Source organism: Salegentibacter salinarum (assembly GCF_900168115.1).
GTDB lineage: Bacteria > Bacteroidota > Bacteroidia > Flavobacteriales > Flavobacteriaceae > Salegentibacter > Salegentibacter salinarum.
Map to the genome: position 1 here is coordinate 133,606 of NZ_FUZC01000006.1, position 12,173 is coordinate 145,778.

At 37.9% G+C, this 12,173-nt stretch carries 11 protein-coding genes; 3 read left to right on the forward strand and 8 right to left on the reverse strand.

All coding sequences use genetic code 11. The annotated features are described in order from the left end of the window. Position 1 precedes the first annotated feature (1 nt). The gene (locus B5X53_RS09045; protein WP_079712920.1) at positions 2-1,444 is read left to right on the forward strand and encodes a DUF389 domain-containing protein; all 1,443 of its coding nucleotides are present in this window, start codon (positions 2-4) and stop codon (positions 1,442-1,444) included. On the opposite strand, the gene B5X53_RS09050 is transcribed toward B5X53_RS09045, so the two are convergent. Together B5X53_RS09050 and B5X53_RS09055 are read right to left on the reverse strand one after the other, a co-directional pair. Next, complete coding sequence (locus B5X53_RS09050) at positions 1,441-2,208, reverse strand: ABC transporter ATP-binding protein (RefSeq protein ID WP_079712921.1); 768 nt, start codon at positions 2,206-2,208, stop codon at positions 1,441-1,443. The two genes, B5X53_RS09045 and B5X53_RS09050, sit on opposite strands and share 4 nt — an antisense overlap. Continuing rightward, entirely contained in the window at positions 2,208-2,945 is a 738-nt protein-coding gene (locus B5X53_RS09055; RefSeq protein ID WP_079712922.1) for an MlaE family ABC transporter permease, read from the reverse strand. Before B5X53_RS09055 ends, B5X53_RS09050 begins: the two co-directional genes overlap by 1 nt. Positions 2,946-3,062: 117 nt before the next feature. On the opposite strand from B5X53_RS09055, the gene pafA reads away from it, so the two are divergent. Continuing rightward, positions 3,063-4,709, forward strand: coding sequence for an alkaline phosphatase PafA (gene pafA / locus B5X53_RS09060; RefSeq protein WP_079712923.1), 1,647 nt, complete (start codon positions 3,063-3,065; stop codon positions 4,707-4,709). On the opposite strand, the gene B5X53_RS09065 is transcribed toward pafA, so the two are convergent. The 4 genes from B5X53_RS09065 to gcvP form a co-directional block, all read right to left on the reverse strand. Then, positions 4,701-5,549, reverse strand: a complete 849-nt coding sequence (locus B5X53_RS09065; protein ID WP_079712924.1) for a glycosyltransferase family 2 protein — start codon at positions 5,547-5,549, stop codon at positions 4,701-4,703. The genes pafA and B5X53_RS09065 overlap by 9 nt on opposite strands. Positions 5,550-5,592: 43 nt before the next feature. Then, positions 5,593-6,114 carry a class I SAM-dependent methyltransferase gene (locus tag B5X53_RS09070; RefSeq protein ID WP_079712925.1) on the reverse strand — a complete coding sequence of 174 codons (522 nt, stop codon included), beginning with the start codon at positions 6,112-6,114 and terminating at the stop codon, positions 5,593-5,595. A 1-nt stretch (position 6,115) separates the two neighbouring features. Further along, positions 6,116-7,174, reverse strand: a complete 1,059-nt coding sequence (locus tag B5X53_RS09075; protein WP_079712926.1) for a 3-oxoacyl-ACP synthase III family protein — start codon at positions 7,172-7,174, stop codon at positions 6,116-6,118. Between the two features lie 170 nt (positions 7,175-7,344). Continuing rightward, positions 7,345-10,191 (reverse strand): aminomethyl-transferring glycine dehydrogenase, encoded by a 2,847-nt coding sequence (gcvP, locus tag B5X53_RS09080; protein WP_079712927.1) that lies wholly within the window; start codon positions 10,189-10,191, stop codon positions 7,345-7,347. Between the two features lie 131 nt (positions 10,192-10,322). Here gcvP and B5X53_RS09085 point away from each other — a divergent pair, with 131 nt between their 5' ends. Next, positions 10,323-11,141 carry a UbiA prenyltransferase family protein gene (locus B5X53_RS09085; protein ID WP_079712928.1) on the forward strand — a complete coding sequence of 273 codons (819 nt, stop codon included), beginning with the start codon at positions 10,323-10,325 and terminating at the stop codon, positions 11,139-11,141. On the opposite strand, the gene B5X53_RS09090 is transcribed toward B5X53_RS09085, so the two are convergent. Then, positions 11,125-11,388 (reverse strand): hypothetical protein, encoded by a 264-nt coding sequence (locus B5X53_RS09090; protein WP_079712929.1) that lies wholly within the window; start codon positions 11,386-11,388, stop codon positions 11,125-11,127. The two genes, B5X53_RS09085 and B5X53_RS09090, sit on opposite strands and share 17 nt — an antisense overlap. A 3-nt stretch (positions 11,389-11,391) precedes the next feature. After that, complete coding sequence (locus tag B5X53_RS09095; RefSeq protein WP_079712930.1) at positions 11,392-11,943, reverse strand: sigma-70 family RNA polymerase sigma factor; 552 nt, start codon at positions 11,941-11,943, stop codon at positions 11,392-11,394. Positions 11,944-12,173: the final 230 nt, after the last annotated feature.

Consider the following 12,173-nt stretch of genomic DNA (forward strand, 5'->3'; position numbering starts at 1 on the left):
TATGGAGAATAATCAGAAACCTGAAAATAATCAGCCCCTTGCTTCACAGGAAAACTCTGAAGATTTAGGTAAAAGTGCCAAAGGGATTTGGCAAAATATAAAATCGCTTATAAAAGAACTCCTGGAAATTCGGCACGATACCGATAGGGAATCAACTGTTGAAGCGGTTAAAAAAGATATTTCATTTAAAGGGCACAATGCCTGGATCCTTATATTTTCCATATTTGTGGCTTCTGTAGGCCTTAATGTAAGTAGTACGGCGGTTGTTATCGGGGCGATGCTTATCTCTCCGCTAATGGGTCCCATCGTGGGAGTGGGAATGTCTGTAGCCATTAACGATGTGCTTACCCTTAAGAAGTCGTTCATTAACCTTGGTTTAATGGTTGGTCTAAGTGTGCTTACTGCCTATATTTATTTTCTTGTTTCTCCCGTGAAAACCGAAACGCCTGAACTTATTGCGAGAACTTATCCCACAATTTTAGATGTTCTGGTGGCTATTTTTGGCGGTTTGGCCCTTATTGTTGCTAAAACCAAAAAAGGAACTATTGCGAGTGTAATTCTTGGTGTTGCTATTGCCACAGCGCTTATGCCGCCGCTTTGTACCGTAGGTTTTGGCCTGGCCATTGGTAACTGGTCGTATGCAGGCGGTGCTTTATACCTTTTCTCAATTAACGCGGTATTTATCGCGCTTTCTACTTTTGTAGTGACTAAAGTCCTTGGATTTCCACTTGTAAAGTATGTGAATAGTAAAAAACGCCGAAGAACTGCGCAAATAGCTTCTACCATTGCTGTAATTGTAATGATCCCCAGTGTGATTTTGTTCGTTTTTTTACTTCAGGAGCAATTATTTGAAACCAAGGCCAAAGAATTTATAGCTACGGTTATGAGATATGAAGGTACTGAAACTATAAAATCTTCTTACGATTATAATGAAAAGAGTATTGAAGTATATCTCATTGGAAATCGTGTGCCGCAGGCTACAATTTCTACCTGGCAGCAACAAATAGACGATGTAGAAGCTTTAAAGGAAACTGAATTAATAATACACCAGGGCGCAGACCCCACAGGAGATATAGACCAGCTTTCCACCCAGGTTAGAAGCGGTATCTTGGAAGATCTTTATATGAAAAATCAGGAGCTTATTGAAGATAAGGATGAAAAAATTGCACTTTTAGAGAATGAAATTTCTAAGTATCGCGGTGATGGATTTTCATTCAGTGATTTAAGTCAGGAAGCAAAAATAAATTATGAAGGGATAGATGAATTAGGCTACTCTAATTTAATTACCACTAATTTTTCCAAAACCGATACCATTCCCACTTTTACGGTAGGCTGGAAGGAGAATTTAAATAACCGCCAGATCAACCAAGAAAAACAACGTTTTGAAAAGTGGTTGAAAGTTCGTTTAAAACTGGATACGCTCCAGGTAAAGTCGGTTAACTAAAGTCCTTGCTTTTGTGCTTCCCTTACTTTTTGGAATAGGTTTGAAGAATAAACAAAATCGGTTACGGCTTCGTCATCGGTTTTAAATATTTGCGATTTATCACCTTTCCAGGCTAAAACCCCATCTTTTAAAAAAGCAATTTTTTCTCCTATTTCTAAAACCGAATTCATATCGTGGGTAATAATAATGGTGGTGATATCATATTCATGGGTAATCTCCTGGATAAGTTGATCTATTACCGTGGCAGTTTTAGGATCCAGGCCGGAGTTTGGTTCATCGCAAAATAAATACTTAGGCCTGTTCACAATTGCACGGGCAATAGAAACCCTTTTTTGCATCCCACCACTGATTTCTGAAGGTAGTTTTTTCTCAGAACCTTCAAGGTTTACTCGTTTTAAAACTTCTCTTACGCGTTCCAGATTTTGCTTTTTTTTCTTTCTGTGAGTAAACATTCTTAGAGGGAACATAACATTCTCTTCAACCGTCATAGAATCAAAAAGGGCGCCACCTTGAAAAATCATTCCTATTTGCTTACTAAGGTCTTTCTTTTCGTCTTCGGTAAATTCAGAATAAGGTTTTCCGTCATATTTTATAATACCTTTTTCCGGTGTTAATAATCCAAGCATACATTTTAGAAGTACACTTTTACCGGAACCAGATCCCCCAATAATAAGGTTCGTTTTACTTTTTTCAAACGTATAATTAATACCTTTTAAGATTTCCTCTCCATCAAATCCTTTATGTAAATTCTCTATTTCTATCATTAACTTAGTAATAATTGGGTTACTGCGTAATTTGTGATAATAATAACCACACTGGTCCATACAAAAGATGTGGTACTGGCTTCACCAACTTCCAACGCGCCACCTTTCATATAATACCCGTGATATGCGGGAACTGTTGCCAGAATAAAGGCAAATAAAAATGTTTTTATAAAGGCATAGACAAGATGAAAAGGAATAAAATCTTCCTGGAGTCCTTGCACAAAAAGATCTGGTGGTACGAAACCTCCAAAAACTGCTGCCGCATAAGCTCCAAACACACCCAAAAACATAGCAATGGCGATTACAAACGGATAAAATAACATCGCGATAATCTTCGGAAAAATAAGGTAATTCAAAGAATTGATACCCATTACCTCCAGAGCATCAATTTGCTCGGTTACGTTCATAGAACCTATACTGGAGGTGATATAAGAACCCACTTTACCTGCCATAATTATAGAAATAAAGGTAGGTGCGAATTCCAGGATTATAGATTGCCTGGCCGCGTAGGCGATAAGCGTTTTGGGAATTAAAGGGTTGTTTAAATTTAAAGCTGTTTGTAAAGCAACAACAGCTCCAATAAAAAAGGATAAAAAAGCTACAATTCCCATGGAGCCAATAATCAGGTCGTCTAATTCTTTAAGAATTAAACCCCTTAAAACCGAACCTTTTGTCATTCGGTTAAAAGTTCCTTTCAGCATTAAAAAATATTCCCCAATGGAGTGTAGATAGTTCATTAAGCAATTTTTGTAAAGCTAAAATACTAAAAAATTACTCCAAAGTATTTAACGTAGAATTAATCTTTAGCCTAATAAGTTTAGTATTTTTGAGCTACTTCTATAAAACAAAATATAATGAAGCGATTTGCATTTTTATTATTGGCCACATTTTTGGCATTTCAGGGTTTTTCTCAGGCTAAAGTAGAGGAAAAACCAAAACTGGTAGTGGGAATTGTGGTAGACCAAATGCGCTACGATTATCTTACGAGATTTTGGGAAAGGTTTGGTGAAAACGGATTCAAAAAATTGGTGAATGAAGGTTATAATTTTAAGAACAATCATTTTAATTATGTGCCTACCTATACCGGGCCCGGGCACGCTTCAGTTTATACAGGAACCAGCCCGATGAACCACGGAATTATTGGTAACGGCTGGTATGATAAATTTATACACGAATCTGTTTACTGTGCCGGTGACGCTTCAGTAGAGCCGGTTGGTACTGAAGATGAAGCTGGAAAAATGTCTCCACACCGAATGAAAACTACGAGTTTTGCCGATGAAAACCGTTTGCATACCCAGATGCGCGGAAAAACAATTGGGGTGGCACTAAAAGACCGCGGTTCTATTCTTCCTGCCGGTCACACCGCAAATGCGGCTTATTGGTTTCATGGAGCCGATGAAGGAAAATGGATTTCCAGTTCATTTTATATGGATGAATTGCCAGATTGGGTAAAAGATTTTAATGATTCAGATAAAGTTGAAGCCTATTTTAAAACCTGGAATACTTTATATGATATTGATACTTATAAAGAAAGTGGTAGTGATGTTAACGAATACGAAGGTGGATATAAAGGCAAGGAAACGGCCTCTTTCCCATACAACTTAACCAGGCTGGCAGATAGTATTAATAAGTTTGAAATACTTAAAGCTACGGCTTACGGAAACGATATTACTACAGATTTTGCCTTGGCAGCGATTGATGCTGAAGAATTAGGCCGTGACGAAGATACCGATGTACTTACTTTAAGCTATTCCAGTACCGATTATATTGGACATAATTTTGGAGTGAATTCTAAAGAAATTCAGGATGCATATTTAAGACTAGATCAAAACATAGCTGATCTATTAAAGCATTTAGATGAAAAAGTTGGCGAAGGTAATTATACAATTTTCCTAACGGCAGATCACGGTGGGGTAGATGTACCTGCATATCTGGAATCTGTGAATATTCCTGCCGGGTATTTTGAAACGAACGAATTCATCGAAGAACTTGAAAAGTTTACCGCTGAAGAATTCGGGGTGGAAGAACTTATTGAAAGCGTTTATAACAGCCAGATTTTCTTTAATTATGAAGTAATGGAAGAATCCGAAATTAATTCTTCAGAGCTTCAATCTAAATTGGCGCATTATATACTTCAGTTAGATCAAATTGATAAAGTGTATACCAGAGATCAGCTTAGCAGCGGGAGTTTCACTACCGGTGCAGGTGCAGCCATTCAAAATGGATACAATCAAAAAAGAAGTGGAGATGTAGTATATGTTTTAGATCCTGCAACCATTGTGTATTCCAGAACCGGTTCTACCCACGGCAGCGGATTAATGTATGATACCCACGCGCCTTTAATTTTCTACGGAAACGGAGTGAAAAAAGGCAGCACAACACAAAGAACAGAGATAGTAGATATTGCGCCAACGGTGTCAGCTATTTTAGGAATATCTTTTCCTAATGGAACTACCGGAAAACCATTATTTATGATGTTGGATACTGAAGAATCAGAATAGTTTTTTCTGCATTTTTTTCCAACGAAGATTTCTAATAAAACGGCCTTCATCTTTATTCACAAGATAAGGTCGTTTTTCATTTTTAGCCCTTAGAAAACCTATAATACAATCCCAGAAGTAACCTAAATCCCTTTTGTTAAATGCGAGTTTAGCTGATGCGATTACCGAAATCACAATACCATACCTCAATCGGTAAAAAGCTGTTCCCTGTTTGTATTTTGAAGTTTTACTATAATTCTTTCCGGTAGGTTTTAAGTGTTTTACTCTAAGGCTATCATCGGTCTTTATTTCCCAGCCGTGGTATTGCGCGAGCAGTTCATCTACCGTATCCCAACCCATTGCCGGTTTAAGCCCGCCAATATCTTTAAAACAGGATTTTCGGTAGGCTTTTAAAGCTCCGCGAATGTGATCTTTCCCGGTAAGGTTTTCAAGAATCCATTCTCCTTTTTTCTGTATTTCACAAAATCCGCCAAGCATTCCAATTTTCGAATTTTCCTCAAAATGAAGCATGATTTTCTCTAAATAATCCTTCGGAAAAATTAAATCGGCATCAAATTTACAAATGATATCAAAAGAATCATCCAGGCTATCTAAACCGGTATTAAAAGCATTAATCACTTTGCTTCCGGGCAAATGAATCCCTTCTGAAGTGTTTTTAACAAGTGAAATTTCAGGATGTTTTGCAGCAAATCTAGTAACAATATCCGGAGTTGCATCGCTAGAGCCATCGTCGACTACTACAATTTTTTCTGCCTGGAAACTTTGATTTATCAAAGACTGAAGCGTTTCGCCAATAAATTCAGCTTCGTTATAGGCGGGAATTATAATGTTGATCTTCAAACGGCGAAATTTAGAAGTTGCTGTGATTTAAAAAATATTCAACTTAAATCCTTTCGGCATAAACTGCGTAATATCTGGGCGTAAAATATCTTAAAACAGGCCTGATTCCCAGTTTATTTACCGGATTAGTCCATTTTTTTCTATTGGTAATTTTCCACCCTGCTTTTTCCAGAAGCCAGTCGAACTGCCAGTCTTCAAATTCGTGGTAATGTCGGTCACGCATATCGGTTTTACTACGGTAAGCGCTGGAAAACCATAATTTTAAAGGGACCGTGGCGACTAATTTTTCAGCTTTAATATTTGCTAAAACATTATAGGGCGCCACCAAATGCTCAAAAATCTCAAAAGCAGTAACTACATTACAATCTGAATTTTGAACCGCTTCGGTATTTAAATCTAAGTCTTCTCCTTTGGTATTTTTTACCTGGTAATTATGTGCTTCCATAATTTCTGAAAAGGGATTTTTTACTCCCAGGTCAAGAATTTTGGCAGGCGCCGGCACATTGGCTTCTAAAAATTCTAAAGTTTCTTTATAGCGTTTGTTCGGAAATGTTTTTTCGTACATCTTAATATTGGTAAACAATCGCGTTCACGTTCATTCCGGCACCAACGCTGGCGAACATCACTACATCTCCTTTTTCAAGATGCTGATCGGCAATTTTATTTTTTACCACGAGATCGTAAAGGGTAGGCACGGTGGCCACACTGCTATTTCCTAATTCCTGAATGGTCATAGGCATTATTTTATCTGGCACTTCCTGTTTATGAAGTTTGAAAAAACGTTTTATAATCGCTTCGTCCATCTTTTCGTTGGCCTGGTGAATAAAGATCTTTTTAAGGTCTTTAATATCTTTTCCGCTGTTTTCAAGGCAGGTTTTCATCGCACCGGGAACGTGCATTAGTGCAAATTCGTAGATTTTTCGGCCGTTCATTTTAATATAGCGTAGATCTTCTGGAGCTTCAGTTCGATTAGATTTTCCGAAGTAAATATAGTTAGCTTCGTTAAAAGCATAAGTGCCCGATTCGTGAGCGAGTATACCGCCTTCTTGTTCGGTTTCTTCTACCACTACCGCACCGGCGCCATCAGAAAAAATCATTGAATCGCGATCGTGTTTATCTACTACACGAGATAAGGCTTCGGCACCAATTACAAGACATTTTTTTGCCATTCCGGCTTTAATAAATGCCTGTGCCTGTATCATCCCTTCAATCCAACCCGGGCAGCCAAATAGTACATCATAGCCAACACATTTAGGATTTTTAATTCGCAAATGATATTTCACACGAGTCGCCATACTCGGTACGGTATCGCTTTGTACGCTTTGATGTTGTACATCGCCATAGTTATGAGCAACGATTATATAATCTAATGTTTCGGGATCTGTATTAGAAGTTTCTAAAGCTTGTTGAGCCGCGATAACCGCCATATCAGAAGTGTTTAGGTTCTCTTCAAGATAGCGCCGTTCTTCAATTCCCGTTATGGCTTTAAATTTGGCAATTGTTGTTTTATTGTCTTGTGGAAATCCTGTTCCATCAAGGTTGAAAAATTCATGATTGTCAAAGTCAGCATTTGCGGTTATAACTTTAGGGATATAACTACCTGTGCCGGTAATTTTAATATTCATCTGACTTTTAAATTAAGATTAAACTTCTAATGTACTAATTACAAATATAGTGAGCTTTAAACAAAACGGAAAATAAACCGAGTTATGACCAAAATCACATAATAAAAAATGCCTGAAAATAATTCGGGAAATAATTTCCGTAGAAAATTTTCAGGCATATTAATTAAATCTTAAGCTTCCATATACTCCTCTATAGGAGGGCAGGTGCACATTAAGTTCCTGTCTCCGAAGGCTTCGTCCACACGTCTAACACTTGGCCAGAATTTATTTTCTGATACAAAATTTAACGGGTAAGCCGCCTTTTCACGAGTGTAAGAAAACTTCCACTCATCGGAAGTTAACATCGTGATGGTATGCGGTGCGTTTTTAAGCACGTTATCTTCCTCGCTATCCAGTTCTTCAATTTCCTGTCTAATAGAAATAAGTGCGTCACAGAACCTGTCCAGTTCAGCTTTGCTTTCACTTTCTGTTGGTTCTATCATCATAGTTCCTGCCACAGGGAAAGAAACCGTTGGCGCGTGGAAACCGTAGTCTATCAATCGCTTAGCGATATCTACTACTTCTATTCCTTTTTCCTTAAAGGGGCGACAATCTAAGATCATCTCGTGAGCGGCGCGACCGCGCTCCCCGGAATATAATGTTTTGTAATGCTCGTTTAAACGCTCTTTTACATAATTAGCGTTTAGAATGGCATATTCAGTAGCTTTCTGAAGCCCTTTACTTCCCAACATAGTAATGTAGCCGTAAGAAATAAGGCAAACCAAAGAAGATCCCCAGGGAGCTGAAGAAATAGCTCCAATAGCTTTTTTTCCACCGGTTTTAATCACCGGATTTCCTGGTAAAAATGGTTTTAATTGTTCTGCTACACAAATTGGTCCTACACCTGGGCCACCGCCACCGTGAGGAATTGCAAAAGTTTTATGTAGGTTTAAATGACAAACATCGGCGCCAATTACTCCGGGATTGGTCAGGCCAACCTGGGCGTTCATATTTGCACCATCCATATAAACCTGTCCGCCGTTATTATGAATAATTTGCGTAATTTCTTTAATTGCCGACTCAAAAACTCCGTGAGTTGATGGATAGGTTACCATTAAAGCGGCAAGGTTATCTTTATGTTTAATCGCTTTTTCACGTAGATCGTCTACGTCGATATTTCCGTTTTCTGAAGCTTTGGTTACCACAACCTTCATTCCCGCCATTACTGCGGAAGCTGGATTGGTACCGTGAGCTGAAGAGGGAATTAAACAAATATTTCTATGACCTTCGCCATTGGATTCGTGGTAAGCTCTAATCGTCATCAAACCAGCGTATTCTCCCTGTGCACCAGAATTTGGCTGAAGTGAAGTTGCAGAAAACCCGGTGATCTCTGTTAGCTGGTCTTCCAGTCTTTTTAAAACGATCTGGTAACCTTCAGCTTGTTCCACCGGTACAAACGGGTGAATATTTCCCCATTGCGGATTGCTAAGCGGAAGCATTTCTGAAGCCGCATTTAGTTTCATGGTACAACTTCCAAGGGAGATCATAGACTGGTTTAGCGAAAGATCTTTTCGTTCCAGTTTTTTGATATAACGCATCAGTTCAGTTTCCGAATGATAAAGATTGAAAACTTTATGCGTTAGAAAATCTGTTTTTCTTTGTAATGCTGAAGGAATCGTTTCTTCCTCTTTTAAACTTTCAATATCAGCAGAATTTTTATCTAAAACTGAAGCAAAAACCTTTAGAATATTATTGATATCGTCCTGTGTTGTCGTTTCGTTTAAAGAAATACAAACTGTTTCGGCATCAGGATAATAAAAATTGATTTCGTTCTTTTCGGCTTCAGCTTTAATTTTTTGTGCATCAGCTTTAACCTGAAGCGTATCGAAATAAGCTGAATTTAGCTGCTTTATTCCCATTTTTTCAAGTTCTTCAGCTAAAGTAACAGTAGAAAAATGGACGGTATCGGCAATATATTTTAATCCGTCAGGCCCGTGATAAACGGCATACATTCCTGCCATTACAGCCAGTAAAACCTGAGCGGTACAGATATTTGAAGTCGCTTTATCGCGTTTAATATGTTGTTCCCTGGTTTGAAGCGCCATCCTTAAAGCGTGATTTCCATCAACATCTTTGGTTACACCAATAATTCTTCCGGGAAGGTTTCTTTTATATTCTTCTTTAGTTGCAAAATATGCCGCGTGAGGTCCGCCATATCCTAATGGAATTCCAAATCGCTGCGTTGTTCCAACCACCACATCTACACCAAGTTCTCCCGGCGCCTGTAATTTTACCAAACTCAAAATATCGGCAGCAACAGCTACTTTTATATCAGCATCTTTACATTTTGAAACAAAATCAGTATAATTAAATACCTGGCCGAATTTCCCCGGATATTGCACCAGGGCGCCAAAGAATTTATCGCTAAAATCAAATTCTTCGTGATTACCCACAACTAACTCAATGCCCATAAAATCGGCACGGGTTTTAATAAGGTCTATGGTTTGCGGTAAAGCCTGTTCAGAAACAAAGAATTTATTTACTTCATTCTTCTTTTGCTTACGATCGCGAACAGCAAATAAAAGACCCATTGCTTCAGCCGCAGCGGTAGATTCATCTAGAAGAGAGGCGTTGGCTATTTCCATTCCGGTAAGATCGCTAACCATAGTTTGGAAATTCAATAAAGCTTCCAGTCTGCCCTGGGCAATTTCTGCCTGGTAAGGTGTGTAAGCCGTATACCAACCCGGGTTTTCTAAAATATTTCTTTGAATTACTGCCGGTAAAATCCCCTGGTGATAACCAAGACCAATATAGCTCTTGAATACCTTATTTTTAGCAGCTAGTTTTCCCATATGTTCGGCATACTGGTTTTCACTAAGTGCAGAAGGTAAATTTAAAGGAGATTTTAACCGAATATCGTCTGGGATGGTTTCGTATATTAATTGCTCTAAAGAATCAACACCAACGGTGTCTAACATAGCCTGTAGATTGCTTTCTCTAGGGCCAATATGGCGTAGGGCAAAAGAATCTGTTCTCATTAAAATAAAGTTGTGGTTTTGTGCTGCGAAAGTACATATTTTTAGCGTAAATTTTTAGTGTTTAGCCGTATACACTTGTTAAGATTTACGCGAGTAATTTTGTTGCGGGATAGAATAATTATTTTAGCAGGATGAAGGGTTTAAAAAATATTCTTGACTTTTATATAAACAGCAGTGTTCACTTGGCTTTGGCCGTGGTTTCGCTTAGTTTAATGAGTTTCCTGGAATTCAATATTAAAATTGATAAAAACCTGCTTTACTTTATTTTCTTTGGAAGTATTTCCGCTTATAATTTTGTAAAATATGCAGGCATTGCAAAACTTCATCATGCCAGCCTTGCCCGGAATCTAAAAGTGATCCAGATTTTCTCGTTTTTTTGTTTCCTGGGTTTAGTATATTTTACTTTTCAGCAGGATTTTGAAACACTAATAGTTTCAGGAATTTTAGGTCTATTTACTTTGCTTTATGCGATCCCTTTTGGAAGAAACAGGCGAAATCTTCGGAATATTGGTGGGATAAAGATTTTTATAATCGCCCTTGTGTGGGCTGGGGTAGTGGTGATTTTACCATTGCTAAATGTAGTATCTTTAAAAGAAATTAGCTTCACTTTTTTACAGCGTTTTTTCTTTGTGATTGCAATTACACTTCCTTTTGAAATAAGGGATTTAAAGTTTGATTCTGGACAATTAAATACCATTCCGCAACAAATTGGAATAGTAAATACTAAGAAAATCGGTTATATTTTATTGGGAATTATGCTTCTGCTGGAGTTTTTAATGCCGTTTTCTTCAGTGGTAAACTTTACAGCCCTGGGTTTGACTTTATTGGTTTCGGCATATTTTATTAAAGCAGCGGAGGTGAATCAAGGTGCCTATTATTCGGCATTTTGGGTGGAGGGAATTCCTGTGTTTTGGTTAATTTGCTGGGTATTTACTAAGATTCTTTTTTAGCAATTTCTTTTTCAATTCGGTTTTTCCAGGCTTTTTTCTCTTCTTCAGAGCAGGTTTTAAGCTTGGATTTTTTAATTAACCGGGTAAGTTTTGTGTTTCTTGAAGTGTACTTACGGCAGGGTCCGCAAAAAAGTAAATGGAAAAGCATGGAGATCTTTTCGCGTGTTCCCGCCTCGTTATACTGGCTTTTATCGCAGCAGTTTTCAGCTTTTGAACAGTCAAAAATGAAAAATTTTCGTTTCGGCATAACTTAGTACCAGTTTTTTTCAAGACAGGCGGCCAATGCGGTACGTGCCCTGTGAATGATTACCCAAAGGTTAGACGGACTAATATTAAATTCTTTACATACCGCTTCAGTATCAGCCCCATCAATGGTTTTCATTTTAAATATAGCGGCGTGTTTTTCGTTTATTTGTTCAAGGCATTCCAAAATGGCTAGACCCAACTCAGTATTTTCCATTTCATCTTCGGCCGTACGATCAAAAGTATCGGCTACCTGTTCTTCCAGCCAATCGCCATTATTTTCAGAATCTGAATAATTTATTCGAACTTCTGCCTGACCTTTTTGGGAATTAATTTTTCTGTAGTGATCTATTATTTTACGTTTTAAAATAGAAATAAGCCAGGTACGCTCTGTTGCTCTTCCTTCGAAATTATCTTTAGAATTGAGACCGGCAAGAAAAGTTTCAGAAATTAAATCGTTAGCCACCTCGCGATCGTTAACCCTAACAATAGCGTAATTAAACAGGTAATCGGAATATTTATCCACCCATTTTGTAGGATCGAGTTTATGAGTTGGCATAGGCTGGCTTCAAGGTCACTTCAAAATTAATGAAAGTAATTGAATTTATAAGTTATAGATCTTATAAGGTTTTAAAAGCCGGAAATGGATTAAAAAAGAGAAAGTTGTCTGAAAAGCTCTAATGTCGTTAAGCTCGACTTTCCAGTATATGAGAAAGCATTTACTTATCAATGATTAGATTCTGAAACCATCCCGACGTTTCGGGACAGTATGACGATTAGTTCAGACAA